The sequence below is a fragment of the Acidisphaera sp. S103 genome (assembly GCF_009765975.1).
Taxonomy (GTDB): Bacteria; Pseudomonadota; Alphaproteobacteria; order Acetobacterales; family Acetobacteraceae; genus Rhodopila.
Genome location: NZ_LMUJ01000115.1, coordinates 1 through 19457, shown reverse-complemented (window position 1 = coordinate 19457; position 19457 = coordinate 1). Strand labels below are relative to the sequence as shown.

Genomic DNA, 19457 nt, shown 5'->3' with positions numbered 1-19457 from the left:
GGAAGGCGAGCAGGTAGTCGGCGATGCGCTGCGCGTCCGCCGCGGCGCGAAAAATCTCCTTACGGTCGGAGCGCAGCTTCTCCAGTAATCGCGAGGCGGCGATAATGTGAAGGAGCGCGACGCGGCTTCGCTATGTCGCGGATTTTCCGGCCTCGTCCTTCACATTAATTCAGAGCGTGTCGAGCCAGGCGAGTACGCTCGCATCCCGTTTCCACGACGGTGGCCGGCCGCCCGTCGCTGGGGCGCCGACGCGCTCCAGCGCTTTGCGCTTCGTTTCGAGATTGGCCTGGGCGTAGTGGTTCGTCGTGTCGAGGCTGACGTGCCCGAGCCAGCTGCGGATGACGGTGATGTCGACGCCTGCGGAGACGAGATGGACGGCGGTCGCATGCCGGAAGCTGTGCGGGGTCACATGCTTCGACCGTAGCATTGGCACTGTTTTCGCTGCGGCCTCCACATAGGCGGCGAGCTTGAATCGCACGCCCGAAGCGCCGAGCGGCTGGCCGTACCGGTTGACGAACATCCGCTCATTCGATGCCCGCGGCTGCCGCTCGAGCAGCTTCTTCAACAGCATCACGGTTTCCGGCCAGAGCGGGCAGATCCGCTCCTTGCGCCCCTTGCCGTGGAGCCGCACGCAACTCGGCGCTTCGAACCGGACGGCCTCAGGGCACAGATCAAGCGCCTCCTGGATTCGCGCCCCGCTGTTGTAGAGGAAGGATAACAGCGCATGGTCGCGCATTCCTTCGAGCGTCGACCGGTCCGGTTGTGCGAGGATCGCCTCCACCTCCATCGGATCAAGATAGCAAGGCGCGGGGATCGTTGCCCGTTTGACCGGGACCGTGAGGATTTCGGCACACTGCGCGATCAACGTGGGTTCCTTGCCGGCTACAAAGTTGAAGAAGCTGCGGATGGCGGCAAGACGGCAGTTGCGGGTGCCGATCGTGCCCTGGCGTTCGTGCTCGGCATGGCCGAGGAACGCGCTGACCTCGCTGGCGGTGAGGTCAGCCAGGGTGATCTGTGCAACCCCGCCGCCCTTTCGCTCCGCGACGAACCGGAGGAACAACCGCCAGGTGTCGCGATAGGATCGGATCGTATGGATGGATGCATTGCGCTGCTCGGCCAGCCATTCATGGAAGAACGTGCGCAGCAACGCGGGGAACGGGTCGGATTTTCTCATGGCCGTGCCTCCTGCATCAGATTGAGGCAGGCTGCGCCAACCACACGGAACCGCTCGCTCGCTTCCTGCAGCAGATCCTGCGTGACGGTGATGTAGACCAGCGTGGAGTTGATATCTCGATGACCCAGATAGGTCGCCAGGAACGGTAGCTTGTTCTGCGGATTGGTGCCGGACCGGTACCATTCGAGGATCCGATTGACGACCATTGAGTGGCGAAGGTCATGAAGACGCGGGCCGGTTCGCCCGCGTAATGGCTTGAGTTCGGCGCGGCGAAGGATGTCGACGAGCAGCCAGGCGATTGCTGTCGATGTGTGCCGACCATTCCCTTGATCGTGCCAGAACAGCCCGGACTGCGGATCCTGCGGCGCTCCGGCATGTCGTCTGGCATCCAAATAGCCGCGCAGTTCGACCATCACAGTGTCGGGCAACGGCAGGATTCTGGTCTTGAAGAACTTCGTCTCGCGGATGGTGATCGTGCCGCATTGGAGGTCAACGTCGCTCAGGTCGAGGTGCGCAAGCTCGCTTCGCCGCAGGCCCGCACAGTATGCCAGCAACAGCATGGTATGAAGGCTCAACGGTCGCAGCGGCGCGCGCGGCGACGGATAGGAACGGGCGATATCGAGCATTCGCCGCACATCGGCGGGGCTGTAGATATGCGGTTTCCGATATTGCCGCGCCGCTTCCTGTTGCGGTCGTGTGTCTGGTCGCCTTGCCGGGATGCTCGGGTCCAGATGGCGAAGGGTCTTCGCCAGCGTGCGCTTCAGCTTTTCGCATTCAGCTGCGTGATCGCGGGTTGGCTTGGCCGCCGCCCATTGTTCCAGCATGACCGCGACCGGTTCGCTCGCAAGTTCCGGATGAGCCTGAAGGAACCGGTCGAACCGCAGGAACCATGCGGTCTGTGTCGTGTACCGGTATCCCCGGCCGCGCATCAGCGCGACACGATCACGCATGAGCTTGCCCAACACGCTGCCGAACGGTTCGGGTCGGCGCAGTGTGGCAAGGGCCTGGTCCGGCATCGATGACGCCAATGCCTGCCAGATCGGCCTGCTTTGCTTGACGCTGTACTCCCTGCGCAGCATGGCAATGGGATTGCTGGCGATCATCTTCATCTCGACCAGATGATCAAGGAAGCGGTCGACGATGCGGGCGCGGTGCAACAGCGTCGATGGGCGCCAGCATGTTCCCCATTCCCGCAGCCAGACCTCCAGCGTCTGCCGGTCGATGGCCGGGTAGCGCTGGGCAACGTCCTGGAAACCCTGAAGAACCTGGCGGTAATAGATGCGGCTATTGGTGCTACGCAGCCGCAGTTTCCCCAGGTAATGGGCGATCACGGTGTGATCGGGATCAGGCCATGCGCTCATAACAGCACCTCCGATCCGGGCACATCGAGCGCAATGGCTCTCAGATCCTCGGTGGCAAGCTTGAGATAGGGGATCGTCGACTCGGTCGATCGATGTCCGAGCAGGTCGCCGATGACCTTTTGTGGAACCGAGGCACGCAGCAGCTCGACAGCTCGGGCATGACGGAAGACGTGCGGGCCGCATTTCCCCGGCGGCTGGACGCCGGCAGCCGACAACCGCCGCCGGATCTCGCTGTAAATGTTTCGCAAGGGGCGATAGGGTGCACGCGACCGGATAAAGACCTCCCGCCTGTCGGATTTGGGACGTCCCTGGCGCAGATAATCGAGCAGCGCCTCGCCGACCGGGGCCATCAAGGGCAAGTACGAACAGGCTCTGGTTTTGGAGTGGTGGACCCGCAGGGATTCCGCGCGCCAGTCGATGTCTTCAAGCAGCAGGTTCCGGATTTCGCCTGACCGCAACCCATAGGTCGCGAGAAGCTGCAGCATCGCGTAATCGCGCAGGCCCATTGGCGAGATATCATTCTTCGTCGCCTCCAGCACCGCGACGATCTGGCTGCGCTCCAGTGTCGATGGCACGCCTTCGTAGGCGTAAAGCAGTGGCGCGATGACGTGCGGTGCGAGATTGGTCGGGACATGCCCTGTCCGGTACATATAGCGCAGCACCGAGCGAAGCCGTTCGGCAACATCCTTGAGCGATTTGCGCCGCAAGCCGGGCGTTCGCGTGTCCATGTAAAGATCGATGTCACGGACACTCAGCTCAATCAGGCTGGCAGCTCCGCCGCGATCAAGCTGCCAGGCAAGGAAGTGCCTTGCCTCCCACATCAGCGCGTCGATGCTGGCGGTCGCCAGACCGCGCTCGTCACGCAGCCAGGTCTCGTATGCGAGGCAGATCGCCTGCCGGAGCGTTGCATCCGGTCCGATCACTTCCAGCGCCGGTGGCCACTGGCCCTGGGCAAGGCGCAGCAATGCGTGGATTCCGGAACGTGGAATCGAGTGCCAATGCGGACCGGGAGGCCGGCCATGACGCTTGCGAAAGGACCAAATTGCGTGGCGCAGATATTGTTCGACCTGCGGTGGCGTCACTGTCGTGACCGGCATGTCACGTCGCACAAGATAGTCGAGAAAGGCCCGCGCGTAACAACAATAGTTACCCACGACCACCGGGCTGTATTTCTGGTGGGCGAGCACTTTCCCGAGTTTCGCGATCAGCTCGCAATCCGTATCCGTCATCATTGGCTCCTCAGCTGGTTGGAAGACCACTGAGGCTCGCAACGAAAATAATGCGCAGCAACGCGCCGCGCTTGCTGTCGGTATTCAGGGAATTTCAGCGCAGAAACGGTGCTCCTTCACATTATCGCCACCTCGCGATTACTGGAGAAGCTGCGCTCCGACCGTAAGGAGATTTTTCGCGCCGCGGCGGACGCGCAGCGCATCGCCGACTACCTGCTCGCCTTCCACCCCGACTACGCGAACAGCCAGGCCGGACCGCCGGAGAGCGTGCCCACCGGCGACGACGGTACCGTGGCCGAGGCACCGGAACAGATGCCGCTCGCCGCCTAACGCCGTCCCGCTGACCGGGGACCGGTCAGCCCCCTTCTCTTCCGATCAACCCAATCAGCAGACCGTCCGGCTCGACCGCCTCCAGGCGACCGAGACCGCGCGGCTGCCCGCACGAGGACCCCACATGCCGAACGACACCAGTGCATTCACGCTCAACTTGTTCGATAACACCGCGTTGTCGGGCTGGACCCGGCACGTACTGCCCGATGCCGCAGACACTGACGCGTGCGACCCGGCCAACGATGATGACGACAGCGATACCCCGCCGCCTGCGACCACGCCAGCCGCGCGCGGCAGCAACTTTAATCCCGCCGCCGATCGGGAGCTTGCCCGAGGCTGGCCCGCCCGGGCGCGCGACAACATCGCCGCGATCAGCCTGTCCAAGGCGCTTGAGCAGTCTGGCCGCGCACCAACCCCCGACCAGCAGGCGCAACTGCTGCGCTTCGTCGGCTTCGGCGCGACGGAACTGGCGCAGAACTGCTTTCGCCGCCCTGGCGAGAACGAATTCCGCTACGGCTGGCAGGAAATCGGTGCGGCGCTGGAAGCCGCTGTCACGCCGGAGGAATATGCCGCCCTACAACGGGCCACGCAGTATGCCCACTATACGCCGGAGACGATCATTCGCGCACTCTGGCGCGCCGCCGAACGACTGGGCTTTACCGGCGGGCGCGTGCTGGAACCTGGCATGGGCACCGGACTGTTCTTTGCCCTACTGCCGGAACCCCTTCGCACGACCTCCCGGCTAACCGGCATCGAATACGACCCGATCACCGCGCGCATCGCGCGGCTGGTACATCCCGAGGCCCGCGTGCGCTGCGAAGATTATACGCGCAGCCCACTGGCTGGCGGTTTCGAGTTAGCGATCGGCAACCCGCCCTTCGCCGATCGCGTGGTCCGAGCCGATCCCGTCACCCGCGCACTGCGTCTGCGCGTACATGATTATTTCATTGTTCGCTCGATCATGCGCCTGCGTCCCGGCGGCCTCGCGCTGTTTCTCACCAGCACCGGCACGATGGATAAGGCCAACACCACAGCCCGCCATTGCATCGCCGGCATGGCCGACCTGGTGGGCGCGGTTCGACTGCCCGAGGGCAGTATGCGCGCCACCGCCGGCACCGACGTGGTGATCGACATCCTTGTGTTCCAGCGCCGCGCCGACGACGCGGCACCAGCCGGTCCGGCATGGGTCGGCCTTGCGCCCGTTGAGTCTGCGATGGCGGATGAAGATGATGCAGGCGGCGAAGCGGACGATACCGACGACAGCGGCGCCCCCGCCACACCAGCCATCCAGGTGAACCGCTACTTCGCCGAACACCCGGAGATGGTGCTGGGCGATCACGCGCTCAGCCGTGGCATTTATGGCCCTGCCCTCGCCTATACCTGCTGGCCGCGCAAGGGCGAGCCGGCCCTCGAGACCCTGCTGACCGACGCGCTCGACCGGTTGCCCGCTGGCATCGTCACCGCATCAGGCGAATCCCTGGCCAGCATCGACAGCGACGACGACGCTGGAACAGCCGTGCAGGTGGGCATCGCGGCCGATGGCGCCACGATCAAGGAAGGTTCTTACCTACTCGGCAAGACTGGCGAACTGATGCAGATCGTGGACGGCGAAGCGCGCGTCGTGGCCATCAAGTCGGGTAAGGGCAGCAGCGGCATCCTCGCCCATGGGGAAAAGATCATCCGTGGCCTGCTGCCAATCCGCGACGCGGTGCGCGAGGTGCTGCGCGCGCAGGCGGCCGATCAACCCTGGATACCGGCTCAGGTCCGACTGCGCATCGCCTACAGCGGCTTTGTCCGCGGCTTCGGACCCATCAATCACACCGTCGTCTCGGTCACCACCGACCCGGAAACCGGCGACGAACGAGAAACCCATCGCCGGCCGAACCTGGCACCGTTCGCCGATGATCCCGATTGCTGGCTGGTCGCCAGCATCGAAGATTTCGACATTGAAAGCGGTCTCGCCCGCATGGGGCCAATCTTCCGCGAACGGGTGATCGCCCCGCCCGCCACGCCGCTGATCACGACCGCGGCCGACGCGCTCGCCGTCACCCTCAACGAGACCGGCCGCGTCGATATCGATCATCTGGCCGAGCTGCTGGACCGCGATCCCGAGACTGCCCTGGCCCAGCTTGGCGAAACCGTGTTCCGTAATCCGCGCACGGAATCCTGGGAGACCGACGACGCCTACCTCTCGGGGTCCGTCCGCACCAAGCTGGCGCTCGCCGAGGCCGCAGCTGAACGCGATCCCCAGTATACGCGCAACGTGACGGCGCTGCGGCGTGTGCAGCCCGACGACCTTCTGCCGTCAGACATCACCGCACGGTTGGGCGCACCCTGGATTCCTGCGGCCGATGTGGAAGCATTCGCCGCCGAGGCGATGGGGACCGCCACAAGGGTGCGGCATACCGTCGAGATCGCCGCCTGGTCCGTGGATGCAGCGCCGTTCATCGGCAGCGCCGCCGGCACCTCCGAATGGGGCACCGCGCGACGCAACGCCGGCTGGCTGCTGCACGACGCCCTGAACAGCACCATGCCGCAAATCTTCGACACCGTCGTCGAGGACGGGGTGGAAAAGCGGGTGCTCAACAGCGAGGCGACCGAGGCCGCCAAGGAGAAGCTCGCGAAGATCAAGGACGCCTTCACCGGCTGGATCTGGACCGATGCCGACCGCACCGACCGGCTCGCCCGCCTCTACAACGACCGTTTCAACAACCTGGTGCCGCGCCGGTTCGACGGACGGCACCTGACGCTGCCTGGCGCCAGCAGCATCATCCGCCTCTACGACCACCAGAAGCGGGTGATCTGGCGCATCGTCGCGTCCGGTTCGACCTACATCGCCCACGCGGTCGGCGCCGGGAAATCCTACGCCATCGCCGGCGCGATCATGGAGCAGAAGCGGCTCGGCCTGATCGGCAAGGCCATGCTCGTCGTGCCTGGCCACTGCTTGGCCCAGGTATCCCGGGAATTCCTACAACTCTACCCGACCGCCCGCATCCTGGTCGCCGACGAGACCAACTTCGTCAAGGAGAAGCGGTCGCGCTTCCTGGCGCGCGCAGCGACGGCGAACTGGGACGCCGTGATCATCACCCACGCGGCCTTCCGCTTCATCCCGGTGCCCTCCGGCTTCGAGCGCGAGATGATCGAGGAGCAGATTTCTGCCTACGAAGCCATTGCGTTGAACACCGATGGCGATGACCGGATTACCCGCAAGCGCCTGGAGGCGATGAAGGAGAAACTGGCCGAAAAGCTGGCGGCGCTGAACAGCAAGCGCGACGACATGGTGACGCTGGAAGAGATCGGCATCGACCAGATCATCGTCGATGAGGCGCAGGAATTCCGCAAGCTGAGCTTCGCCACCAACCAGGTAAACCTGAAGGGGGTCGATCCGGACGGCTCGCAGCGGGCGTGGGACCTGTTCGTGAAGGCGCGCTATCTCGATCGCCAGCGGTCCGGGCGCGCCCTGATCCTGGCCTCCGGAACTCCGATCACCAACACATTGGGAGAAATGTATACGCTGCTGCGGTTCCTGGCGCCGGAGGCGCTGCAAGACCGGGACGTGCATGCGTTCGATGCCTGGGCGTCGGCCTTCGGCGACACCAGCACCGAACTGGAGCTACAGCCGAGCGGCACCTACAAGCCGGTGACCCGCTTCGCCGCGTTCATCAACGTCGCCGACCTGATGATGATGTTCCGATCCGTTGCGGACGTGGTACAGAAGGTCGACCTGCGCGATCAACTGAAACTGCCGCGCATCCGCGGCGGCGAGCGCCAGTTGGTCACGGCCGAGGCAAGTCCGGCCTTCAAGGACTATCAGCAGCATCTCGCGCGCCGGATCAAGGCGATCGAGTCCCGCACCGGCAAGGTGCAGAAGGGCGATGACATCCTGCTTTCCGTCATCACCGACGGGCGGCATGCGGCGATCGACATGCGGCTGGTCCGGCACGGCAGCGGGGACGAACCCGAGAACAAGCTCAACAAGCTGATCGGCAACGTCCACCGCATCTGGACCGAAACCACGGCGCAGAGCTACCGCCGGCCCGACGGCACGCCGTATCCGATCCCTGGGGCCGGGCAGATGATCTTCTCCGACCTCGGCACGATCAATGTTGAAGCGACACGGGGTTTCTCGGCCTATCGCTGGATCAAGCAACAACTGATCGCTCGCGGGGTTCCCGCCAGTCAGATCGCGTTCATGCAGGATTATAAGCGGTCGGCGGACAAGCAGCGTCTGTTTGCCGACTTCCGGGCCGGGCGCATCCGGGTGCTGATCGGCTCGTCGGAAACGATGGGCACCGGCGTCAACGCGCAGCAGCGACTGAAGGCGTTGCATCATCTCGATGTGCCGTGGCTGCCCAGCCAGATCGAGCAGCGCGAGGGCCGCATCGAACGGCAAGGCAATCAGCACGACGAGATTCTCATTCATGCCTACGCCACGCTCGGCTCGATGGATGCGACGATGTGGCAGAACAACGAGCGTAAGGCGCGGTTCATCGAGGCGGCGTTGTCCGGCGACCGGACGATCCGGCGGTTGGAGGATGTGGGCAGCCAGGCCAACCAGTTCGCGATGGCGAAGGCGATTGCATCGGGCGACAGCCGGCTGATGCAGAAGGCGGGGCTGGAGAGCGAGATCGCCCGGCTGCAACGCCAACGCGCGGCGCATGTGGACGACCAGCACGCTGTCCGGCGGCAGATCCGCGATGCACGGCACGATCAGGCCCATGCCGAGGGGCGGATCGGGGCGATCACGACCGACCTGGCCCGGCGGCAACCGACCCGGGGCGAGACATTCACCATCGACATCGAGGGCCGGACGCTCACGCAACGCAAGACCGCTGGCGCCTCGCTGTTGACGAAGATCCGTCTTGCCGCGCGCGAACGCACCGAGCGCAGATGGAAGGTCGGCCGTATCGGCGGCTTCGACTTGACCTGCGACATCCGCTCCGGCCGGCATGACGCGCGGCTGGTGCCAGACCTGGCGCTGGAACGGACGGATTTTTCCCAATCGATCGGCATCGACGGCGAAACGACACCGATCGGACTGATTGCCCGGCTGGAGCACGCCCTTGACCGGATGGAGGCGGAACTGGAAGAGCATCGCCGTCGGGTCAACGACGCGAAAGCCCGATTGGCTGGCTACGAGCCGCGCCTGGGTGCGTTGTTCCCCTTGCAGGGCGAACTGGATGGCAAGCTTTGCCAAATTGCCGACATCGAGGCCGACCTGGCCGGCACCGAGGGCTTGGTCAACGACAACCACCCGGCGGTAGTTGCCTCAGTGTGAATGTCGCTTTCCGACCCATGCACCTCAGCCGCCAGACTGCCAATCAGGTGATCTCGGAACCGGCCGTACAGCGCCACACCGTGCCGACTGCTGTGCGCCTAGTACCGACGCTCGCGGGTCTAGACGCTTTGCTCCAAAGCAGCCATTCAGTTCGTCTGCCCTGGCAGGATCGAGATAATCTACTCTTCGATCGCGCCCCGCACAGCCACCGAAGCCGGCGTCAATTCACACAGCTAAGATTGGTGGGATGGGGAGACCTCTCCGTTCGTTGCAAATCATGCCAAAGCTGCTGGGTACGTCTCGTCAATCAAGCCTCTGGTTCAACTCAATCTGGCCAGCAACTGTCCAGCCACCTTCAGATCCGCTGTATCAAGTCCCTCACTGAACTGCGCGAGCACCGGTTGCAGAAGCGCCCGGGCCGGATCAGGCCGCCCCTGGCTGGCCCAAAGCCCCGCCAGATCGACCGCGGTGCGCAACTCCCATGCCCGCGCGCCCTGCAGGCGGCTCCACTCGAGCGCCTGCGCGAAGCAGGATTCTGCATCGTCTCCGACAGGTCCAGAGATCGAGAGAAGAAGATTACCCTTCACGCGTAATAGCTCCGCCATATAGGTCAGGTCTCCGTTCGCCTCGACCCGACGCATCGTTTCATCGATCCTTGCAAGTCCTTCGTCGGCGCGGTCCATCATGGCAAGCCCGTTCGCGCACGCGATATTGAACGCTGTCGCCAGCAATTGGTAGCGCGTCACCTCCAAAGCGGCCAAACAGGCAAGCAGCCGCGTAACCCCTTTGTCCGCGTCGCCGCGGCGGATGGCCAGCTCTCCCTCGAAGCCGCGCGCAGTCGCAAGATAGGGCGCCAGCGAGTGGGATTCAGCGTGGGCAATGAGTCGATTTGTGTGCTCCTCAGCGCTTTGCAGATCGCCAACCCAAACGAAGACGGAAATCGCCCACACTAATGCAACCGACAGCGTTACCGGATGGTCGATGCGCCTGGCTTGCTCAACAGTGAGGCGCGCGCGTCGCGTGGACTGATCCGGATAGCCTTGCAGCCACAGCGTCCGCGCCAGGTAACCACTGGTGATGTTGTAATGATCAAAGCCGTGCAGGATCGCGCTGGTGCGCTGGGCGCCCGGCCCTTGCTGCAGTGCCGCCTCAAGCTCCGCGCGCGCGCCGCCGAGGTCGCCGAGGTAATTGAGCGAAATGCCCAATTGGCAACGGGCTAGCGCGGTAGCCGCCGGCGATCCGACGCTTTCGGCAACAGCGCAGCTCCGCTGTGCATAAGACATCGCGACCCTGAACTCTCCGATGCGGTGATGGAACATATGCAGCCGGCCAAGCATCTGCAGTTGATTGACTGCGTCGGCGCGTTCCTCGGCAATCGCCAGGCTGCTGTTCAATGCCACGCGCGCCGCGTCGCTGTTGCCGCCGGTGAACATCAGCGATAACCCCATCGCGGCTTGCAGGTGCATTGCCTCGGCGCCCGCGCGCGTGTCATCGCTCAGCGCCCGCAGCGCGCGCTCCGACCAGCGCTTGCAGTCGGTCAGCAGGGACAGCGCCAGGAAAGCCGGCGCAGCCGCGGCGGCCAATGCGATCCCGCTCTCCGCGCAGCCGTCGGGTCCGAAGCACCATTCCAACGCAGCGCGCACATTGCCCAGATTGGCTAGAAAGGGCGCCCGTTCCGCCGCATTCGAAAGCGTCGCCCATTCGGACCCGGTCTGCTCCAACCATCGGCGGAAATAGGTGGTGTGTCGCGCCGCAAGATCCGCAAGCTCGCTGTCTTCGACGTTGAGGGCCAAAGCGTAAGCGCGTGTGGTCTCCAGCAGCCGGTAGCGCATCATTGCCCCGACCGGACGGGTTGCGACCAGCGACTTGGCAACAAGACTGTCGACGGCGCCAAAGACCAGAGTCTGGGCAACCGTCGGGCTCGTCACGACGGCCAGTGCCGCCTCAAGGGTGAATTGTCCGACGAACACGGCGAGGCGACGAAACACCACACGTTCAAGTTCGGACAGCAGTCCGTAACTCCAGTCCAGCGTAGCCTGCAGGGTCTTTTGGCGAGGGGGCGCAGTACGCTGCCCCAACCACAACAGAGTGAGATGTTCGTCGAGAAGCAACGCTGTTTGCTGCAGGCCGTATGCCTCTACCCGGCCGGCCGCCAGCTCTATCGCCAGTGCCACACCGTCAAGTCTCCGGCAGATGTGTGCGACGGTGACAGCGTTCGCATCCGTCAGATCCAGCGGGGCGCCGCTCGCGGCCGCGCGTTCCAGGAATAGCTGGATCGCCGGGTAGGTCAGAGCAATCGGCGCAGTCAGGCCGGGATCGTCAGGCGGTACACCGAGCGGCATCAGACGATGAATTTGCTCACCTTCGATCCTCAGCGGTTCACGGCTGGTTGCGAGGATATGAAGCTCCGGTGAGACCGTGAATATGGCAGCGGCGACGCGTGCCGCCATGTCAATGACATGCTCGCAATTATCGAGGATCACCAACATCCGCTTGTCGCGTAGGTGGGCGGTGAGGTTCGGGAATGTATCGTCGGATTGAACGGACACGCCCAGCATGGACGCCAGTGAGGCGCACACCATGGCCGGATCGTTTAGTAGCCCAAGGTCGACGAAGACGATGGCGCCGGCGAAGGCCTCCAGCAGATCATGGGCGACTGCGACGGCAACGGTGGTTTTGCCCACACCGCCGGGGCCGACAATGGTGACGAAGCGTGAGGTGATCAATTGAGCTGAGAGCGCGCGAACCACCTCTGACCGACCGACCATTCGCATCGACCTGGCCGGCAGGGAATTCGCCTTGGGGGCATAGCCTGCCAACGCCACGTTCGCGGTCGCCCGCTCGCTGGACCGCGCGACTGGCGCGACGAAGCAGTAGCCCCGGCCGGCCAGAGTGGCGATGTATCTCGCGCCATCTTTCCCCTCGCGCAGCGTCTTGCGAAGACTCGCAATATGGAACCGCAAACTGCCTTCTTCCACGGTGACGTCGGGCCAGACCTCCGCCATGAGCTCCCGCTTGCCGATAACCTCGTTGGGACGTGACGCCAGGGCGATCAACGTATCCAGGGTGCGAGCGCCCAGTTCCACTGGAGCGCCATCGGCAGTCAGCAAGCGCTCGCTTGGAAACAGCTCGAAACGACCAAACGACAAGACGTCGCCGCCGTGCGCCACCCTCCCCGCCATGGCGTCATCCTTCATGGCCACCTGACCTGGGTCGCATCCTAGGCCACGGGCCGGTGCGGTGCCAAGGCTGGCAACTGCTCACAGCCGCTCACAACCGCTGACGAGCATCTTGGGGTGGGGTCTGCCTATGTCGGGGAAGCCAATTCACCGACGGCAGACCGACGAAACCAAGGAGACCGTTCATGACCCTACCTTCGCTGTCACCAACGAGGCGGAGCCTTCTCTCCACTGCCGCCGCCGCCGGCGCCGTCAGCCTGCTTCCCGCCAGGCTGCTCGCCGCGACCGAGGACAACGCAATCCGGCCCTTCCGTATCGACATTTCGGAGGCCGCGCTGGTTGATCTCCGGCGACGCGTGGTCGCGACACGATGGCCCGACCGGGAGACCGTCACCGACCAGTCCCAGGGCGTGCGGCTGGCCAAGATCCAGGCGCTCGCCCGCTACTGGGGCACCGAGTATGACTGGCGCAAGGTGGAAGCGAAGCTGAACGCCTTGCCGCAGTTCATCACCGAAATCGATGGCCTGGACATTCAATTTGCGCATATCCGCTCCCGTCATCCGAATGCGTTGCCGCTGATCATCACGCATGGCTGGCCGGGTTCGGTCCTGGAACTGCTGAAGGTCGTCGGTCCGCTGACCGATCCCACGGCGCACGGTGGGCGAGCGGAGGACGCCTTCCATCTCGTTCTGCCCTCGATGCCGGGCTACGGCTTCTCGGGGAAGCCGCAAAGCACGGGCTGGGGTCCCGCTCGCATCGCGCGCGCTTGGGCCGTGCTGATGGAGCGTCTGGGATACCAGCACTACGTGTCTCAAGGCGGCGATTGGGGCTCGGTCGTCGCGGATGCGATGGCGCGCCAGGCCCCGGCGGGGCTGCTTGGTATCCACGTAAATATGCCTGCGACGGTTCCACCCGATGTTGCAAAGGCTATCAACGACGGCGATCCGGCGCCGGCTGGGCTCTCCGAGAAGGAGAAGGCCGCATTCGAGAAGCTCGATACTTTCTACAAAAAAAACTGCGGTTATGCCGCCATGATGGTGACCCGTCCGCAAACCGTGGGCTACGGACTGTCGGATTCGCCGGTCGGTTTGGCCGCCTGGATGTACGACAAGTTTGCCCAATGGACCTATAGCGGCGGCGAACCGGAGCGCTCTCTGACGCGAGATGAGATGCTCGATGACATCACTCTCTATTGGGTCACGAACAGCGCGATCTCTTCCGCGCAACTCTATTGGGAAAACAACGCAAACAACTTCAACGCGGTCGACATCTCCATCCCTGCCGCCGTGACGGTGTTTCCCGGAGAGATCTATCAGGCACCGCGAAGCTGGGTCGAGCGGAGCTATCACAAGCTCATTTATTTCAACGAGGTCGACAAGGGCGGTCACTTCGCGGCGTGGGAAGAGCCGGTGCTCTTTTCTGCCGAGATGCGAGCAGCGTTCAGGTCGCTACGTTCGTTGGCGTGACCGGCAGGCGGCGCACGCAACGTGCGTGCGTCGCCCCCGCACCATGCGGCGATATCGATACCGCAATCAATCACGTTTCCGATTGCCGGCGCATACCACGCGGACTGCGAGCTGCGTCCAACCAAGGAGATGCCCTGATGAGCCGAACGACAGCTGAGTTGGCCATCCTTCCCGGTGCCGTCCGGCCCGATCGGGGGGGCAATGGGAGGGTTGTCCATTCGCGCGCGCCACGCTTGGAAATGATGATCGCGCGTTCAGAGGCGTTGTCGCCTCGACTAGCCCAGATTGTCGGCCTCCTGCTCGACGCCGCCCAGCCATACCGCAGCGGCGGCCGCGACGTACTGCGCCCGCTATGGGCGCAGGAGGCGATGCAGCGTGCCTGCAGCATCCTGCATCTCGCGGCGCAGCTACAGCAGAAGACCGGAGCAAGTGCCGACAATGACGTCACCGCGCGGTCGCAGCAGAAACGAGCCAATGATTTGGCGGCGCTGTATCGGGCGCTGGATATCGAGCAGGACGAAGCAGTACTGCCGTGCTCCGACGTGCTGCGGGGCATCGTACGTAATCTCGTCGCATTATTCGGATCGGGTGCTGGGCGCATCGTTATCCGCACCGACATCGAGCACCTGTCGTTGCCCGCCTACAAGCGCCGCGCGCTGGTGCTGGCCGCCAGTGAGCTTGTCAGCAATGCCCTTCGCCACGGTTTCGCCGGCAAGGTCGGTGGGCTGATCGATGTCACGCTCCGGGCTTTCGACACATCGCATGTCCGCCTCACCGTCGTTGATGACGGTGTCGGCGTGTCCGAAGCCCATGCGAGCGGCCAAGGCGGGATTGCAGTTGCACTGGCCGACCTGCTGGAGGGGGCTTTGGTTTATCGTCGGTCCGGGGCAGTCGGGACGAACGCCGAGATCGTATTGCCGACGTACAAGGACCTATCAGTGACGACTGGCTATCGCAGGCAATTGCAGGATCGCGACCGCGGGTCGGCGCTCAGCAGATCAGCGGCACCATAACGTCGATGGGACGCGACAACGGCCCCAATCAATTAGAGAGAGTGACATGCCCAAAGCCCTCAATCATGCCCGTCGCCGCTTCCTGGGCATTGCGGCCATGACGATCACCGCCGGCCAGACCGGGCTGAATGGTTCGGTAGAAGCGGCGACAAGCAAAACTGATGTCGCGGACCTACAAGTGATCAAGCCGGCGATGAACGCCTCTTTCGGGTCGATGAGGCAGATCGACGCCGGCGTCCTGAACGTCGGATACGTCGAAGCGGGTCCGCCCGACGGTCCGGCAGTCATTCTTCTGCACGGCTGGCCGTACGACATTCACAGCTTTGTCGATGTCACGCCTTTGTCGGCGTCGGCGGGCTACCGGGTGATCGTCCCGTACCTGCGCGGCTACGGCACGACGCGCTTTCTGTCGAGTGCAACGGTCCGCAATGGCCAGCAGGCGGCGCTGGCTGTCGATATTGTATCGATGATGGATGCCCTCAAGGTCGATCGAGCGATCCTCGGCGGCTACGACTGGGGCGCTCGGACGGCCAATGTCATCGCGGCACTCTGGCCGGAACGCTGCAAGGCCATGGTTTCCGTGAGCGGCTATCTCATTGGCAGTCCCGAAGCCAACCGGATGCCATTGCCACCGGACGCCGAGCTGCAATGGTGGTACCAATATTACTTCGCTACCGACCGCGGCCGGGCCGGGTACGAGAAGTACCTCCACGATTTTGCCAAGCTCATCTGGCAGCTCGCCTCGCCGCAATGGCGTTTCGATGACGCCGCGTTCGATCGCAGCGCAGCGGCCTTCGACAACCCGGACCACGTCGCCGTGGTGATCCACAATTACCGGTGGCGGCTCGGCGTGGCCGACGGCGAGCCGCGCTATGACGATCTGGAAAAGCGGCTTGCCGCCGCTCCGGTTATCACCATCCCTACGATCACACTCGAGGGCGACGCCAATGGCGCGCCGCATCCGGACGCAGCAGCCTATCGCAAGAAATTCGCTGGCGCATACCGGCACCGGGCAATCGCGGGCGGCGTCGGGCACAATCTTCCGCAGGAAGCCCCACGGGACTTCGCTGCCGCCATCATCGAAGCCGACGGATACTGACCGATGAAACCAGTCCTTCCAGGACTATTTGCGGTTGTCATGCTGTCCTCGGTGCTTTGCTTGACGTCATCGGCATCCGAGGTCCCGACTGCTGAAGACGCATCGCCCATTTTTGGCGTGACGATTCCCGAAGGATATCGACAATGGGAATTAATCGCGCCGGCCGAAGAGGCAAATCCCTTGAGCGAGCTTCGCGCCGTTCTCGGGAATGCCGCTGCGATCAAAGCCTATCGGGAAGGAGTTCTTCCTTTTCCAAATGGAACCATCCTCGTGAAGTTAGCCTGGAGCCGCGTCCAATCCCCCGAATATGAACCCGCCTCCATCCCCGGGGCGGCGACCACGGTCCAAGTCATGGTCAAGGATTCGAAAAAATACTCTGCCAGTGGCGGGTGGGGATTCGGCCGATTTGTCGAAGGCACGGCCGTCGATGAAGCGCAACACCAAACGTGCTTTGTCTGCCACGCAGCGCGAGTACAGGCGCATGACTTCGTTTTTACGCGATACGCGCAATGACGATCCGATTCTCACGACAAGCAGCGGCGGCGCGATTCGATCACCACCGTCGCTTGGGGCTAGTCAATTGACCTCCCAGCGCCATCGCCCGGTCTGAAGAACGCAACTCGAGGCAACAGGACAAAATTATGATCGCTTCCGCAAAGGGTACTGCACTCGTGACAGGCGCCTCCTCGGGTATTGGCGCCGTCTATGCCGACCGGCTGGCGCGTCGCGGCCACGACCTGATCCTTGTGGCCCGTGACCATGGGCGGCTCGCCGGCTTGGCGGGGCGCATCAAGGACGCGACCGGACGAGTGGTCGCAATTGTCGTGGCGGATCTCAACCACAAGGCAGACGTCGAGCGCGTCGAAGCGATATTGCGCACCGATGTCGGCATTACGGTTCTGGTCAATTGCGCGGGCGTTTCGGCCGCAGGCCCGCTACTACTGTCCGACGTCGACGAGATGGCCGACATGATCGCGCTCAATGTCAGCGCACTCACCCGACTGACCTATGCCGCGGCGCCGGGTTTCGTCGCCCGCGACGGTGGCACGATCATCAATATCTCTTCAATCCTTGGCATCACACCGGAAGTCCTGAACGGTGTCTATGGCGGAACGAAAGCGTTCGTTCTGGCCTTTACATTGTCGCTGCATAAGGAACTGGCTGAAAAGAATGTGCGCATCCAGGCTGTTTTGCCCGGTGCGACGGCGACGGATCTATGGGCAAAGATCGGGACGCCAGTTGGGCATCTGCCGAGCGGGATCGTGATGCAAGCTGATGACATGGTCGATGCCGCCTTGGCAGGCCTCGATCAAGGCGAGTACGTCACCATTCCCTCCCTGCCCGACGTCGCTGATTGGGATGCGTATGAAGCAGCGCGCCAGGCGCTGGTTCCCAACCTTTCCCTCAACGTCCCGGCAGCGCGCTACCGGGCCGGCGCAGCGGCGTAAAGCAAAGCGCAAATCTCCAACCCCCAACCTCCAACCCAAAAGTTATCGAGGAGTTCACCTATGACCCAACGTGACAAGGTGTTGTTCACCGCTAAGACCCATACGACCGGCGGCCGTGACAACGGCACATCCCGCAGCAGCGATGGCCGCCTGGACATCAAGCTCTCGGTGCCCGGCAGCACGGGCATCGGTACCAACCCGGAGCAGCTATTCGCAGCAGGTTGGTCCGCCTGCTTCGAAGGCGCCATGGGGCTGGCCGCGCGAAAGATGAAGATCGCTCTTCCGGCCGACACGGCGATCGATGCGGAAATCGACCTCTGCCTTGTCGATGACTCGTATTTTCTCCAGGCGCGTCTCAACGTCAGCCTGCCTGGTCTGGAACGCGACGTCGCCCGGAACCTCACGGATGCCGCGCACCAGACATGTCCTTATTCCAAAGCCATCCGCGGCAACGTCGACGTCGTGATCAATCTGGTCTGAGCCGAACCGTCACCAAAGCGGCCTGCCCGCGCTGACCGGGCAGGCCACGGTTTCCCAAGGTGTAGCCGATGACACTCTTCATCATTGCCTATCTCGCTGGCCTGCTCACCATCGCCACACCTTGCATCTTCCCGATCTTGCCGTTCGTCCTCGCGCGCGCCGGCGAGCCGTTCCTGCGGAGCGGCCTGCCGTTGCTTCTCGGGCTCGCTGGTGCCTTTGCAGTCGTGGCAACTCTTGCCTCGGTCGCCGGCGGTTGGGCAGTGGAAACGAACAGCTATGGCAGAGCCGCCGCACTGGCGGTGATGACGCTGTTCGGACTGACAATGCTCTTGCCCGTACTGGCCACTCGCATGATGACGCCGATCATGTTCATCGGCTTAAGATTGTCGCATTGGGCAGCGCAGCGTGCGCCGGCCGAAGGCACGACGTCAGCATCATCCGTCGTTCTCGGGATGGCGACCGGCCTGGTATGGGCGCCCTGCGCCGGTCCAGTGCTCGGATTGATCCTGAGCGGCGCGGCGCTAAGTGGACCCAGCATCAAAACCTCCCTCCTGCTCCTGACCTACGGCTTGGGTGCTGCAACATCGCTCGCAGGAGGCATGTTTCTCGGAGGGCGCCTGCTAGCTGTCGCCAAGCGCTCGATCCGATCGAGCGACGCCATTCGCCGCATCCTCGGCGCGGCCATGGTGGCCGGCGCCGCGATCATCTGGCTGGGGCTCGACACCGACCTGCTGACACGCTGGTCCTCGGTAACCGTGGCTGCCCTGGAACAAAACCTTGTCGTCGAACTGCGAAACGAACCTGCCTTGATCGCGCACTCTGCGCGCGCCGCGCCCGCACCCGCATTGTCCCCGCCGCTCCTATCGCTGCTCGGCGCGCGGCAATGGCTGAATGCGCCGCCGCTGCAAGCCAGCGATCTGCGCGGCAGGGTCGTTCTGCTGAATTTCTGGACCTATTCCTGCATCAACTGCCTGCGCATGCTGCCACATCTCCGCGCCTGGGCGGAGAAATACCATGATCGCGGGCTGGTGATTGTCGGTGTCCACACGCCGGAGTTTGCCTTCGAGAAAGATACCGTCAACGTTGCGAAGGCGCTGACCGCGCTCGGTATCTCCTATCCCATTGCCATAGACAGCGACTTCGGGATCTGGCGGGCGTTCGGCAATCAAGCGTGGCCGGCGTTGTACTTCATTGGTGCCGATGGGCGGATACGCAAACGCGTGCTCGGTGAGGGCGGCTACGCGGAGTCCGAAAGGCTGATCCAACAATTGTTGTCCGAAGCCAATGGCCCAGCGCCGTCCAAGGATAGACGACAACACAATCCGGTTTGCCAATACCCAATTGCTGCGCCAGATCGGCGATGACACCGGATGGCACTCCGGCGAGGTCGTCGAGGAAGG

At 63.6% G+C, this 19457-nt stretch carries 13 protein-coding genes; 9 read left to right on the top strand and 4 right to left on the bottom strand.

All coding sequences use genetic code 11. From position 1 onward, the window contains the following. Positions 1 to 169: 169 nt before the first annotated feature. From GSQ89_RS37915 to GSQ89_RS37905, 3 genes are all read right to left on the bottom strand, one after another. Positions 170 to 1174, bottom strand: a complete 1005-nt coding sequence (locus tag GSQ89_RS37915) for a tyrosine-type recombinase/integrase (RefSeq protein ID WP_158933297.1) — start codon at positions 1172 to 1174, stop codon at positions 170 to 172. After that, complete coding sequence (locus GSQ89_RS37910) at positions 1171 to 2331, bottom strand: tyrosine-type recombinase/integrase (RefSeq protein WP_254073572.1); 1161 nt, start codon at positions 2329 to 2331, stop codon at positions 1171 to 1173. Before GSQ89_RS37910 ends, GSQ89_RS37915 begins: the two co-directional genes overlap by 4 nt. Before the next feature lie 200 nt (positions 2332 to 2531). Continuing rightward, the gene (locus GSQ89_RS37905; RefSeq protein ID WP_158933296.1) at positions 2532 to 3764 is read right to left on the bottom strand and encodes a site-specific integrase; all 1233 of its coding nucleotides are present in this window, start codon (positions 3762 to 3764) and stop codon (positions 2532 to 2534) included. Between the two features lie 108 nt (positions 3765 to 3872). On the opposite strand from GSQ89_RS37905, the gene GSQ89_RS38945 reads away from it, so the two are divergent. Next, positions 3873 to 4094: a hypothetical protein gene (locus tag GSQ89_RS38945; protein WP_216856660.1), complete on the top strand. Its 222-nt coding sequence runs from the start codon at positions 3873 to 3875 to the stop codon at positions 4092 to 4094. Positions 4095 to 4218: 124 nt separating this feature from the next. Further along, the gene (locus GSQ89_RS37895; RefSeq protein WP_158933295.1) at positions 4219 to 9372 is read left to right on the top strand and encodes a helicase-related protein; all 5154 of its coding nucleotides are present in this window, start codon (positions 4219 to 4221) and stop codon (positions 9370 to 9372) included. Positions 9373 to 9692: 320 nt separating this feature from the next. On the opposite strand, the gene GSQ89_RS37890 is transcribed toward GSQ89_RS37895, so the two are convergent. Next, a complete protein-coding gene (locus GSQ89_RS37890) occupies positions 9693 to 12569 on the bottom strand; it encodes a winged helix-turn-helix domain-containing protein (protein WP_216856658.1) in 2877 nt (958 codons plus the stop codon). Between the two features lie 167 nt (positions 12570 to 12736). On the opposite strand from GSQ89_RS37890, the gene GSQ89_RS37885 reads away from it, so the two are divergent. The 7 genes from GSQ89_RS37885 to GSQ89_RS37855 all read left to right on the top strand — a co-directional run bounded on the left by GSQ89_RS37885 (position 12737) and on the right by GSQ89_RS37855 (position 19421). Beyond that, positions 12737 to 14017, top strand: coding sequence for an epoxide hydrolase family protein (locus GSQ89_RS37885; RefSeq protein WP_158933294.1), 1281 nt, complete (start codon positions 12737 to 12739; stop codon positions 14015 to 14017). A 242-nt stretch (positions 14018 to 14259) separates the two neighbouring features. Beyond that, positions 14260 to 15030 (top strand): ATP-binding protein, encoded by a 771-nt coding sequence (locus GSQ89_RS37880; protein WP_158933293.1) that lies wholly within the window; start codon positions 14260 to 14262, stop codon positions 15028 to 15030. Between the two features lie 46 nt (positions 15031 to 15076). Next, complete coding sequence (locus GSQ89_RS37875; RefSeq protein WP_158933292.1) at positions 15077 to 16129, top strand: alpha/beta fold hydrolase; 1053 nt, start codon at positions 15077 to 15079, stop codon at positions 16127 to 16129. Positions 16130 to 16132: 3 nt separating this feature from the next. Next, a complete protein-coding gene (locus GSQ89_RS37870; protein ID WP_158933291.1) occupies positions 16133 to 16642 on the top strand; it encodes a cytochrome P460 family protein in 510 nt (169 codons plus the stop codon). 128 nt (positions 16643 to 16770) lie between these two features. Beyond that, positions 16771 to 17577, top strand: coding sequence for an SDR family oxidoreductase (locus tag GSQ89_RS37865; protein ID WP_158933290.1), 807 nt, complete (start codon positions 16771 to 16773; stop codon positions 17575 to 17577). Between the two features lie 60 nt (positions 17578 to 17637). Further along, positions 17638 to 18057: an organic hydroperoxide resistance protein gene (locus GSQ89_RS37860; RefSeq protein WP_158933289.1), complete on the top strand. Its 420-nt coding sequence runs from the start codon at positions 17638 to 17640 to the stop codon at positions 18055 to 18057. Between the two features lie 68 nt (positions 18058 to 18125). Then, a complete protein-coding gene (locus GSQ89_RS37855; protein WP_158933288.1) occupies positions 18126 to 19421 on the top strand; it encodes a cytochrome c biogenesis protein/redoxin in 1296 nt (431 codons plus the stop codon). Positions 19422 to 19457: the final 36 nt, after the last annotated feature.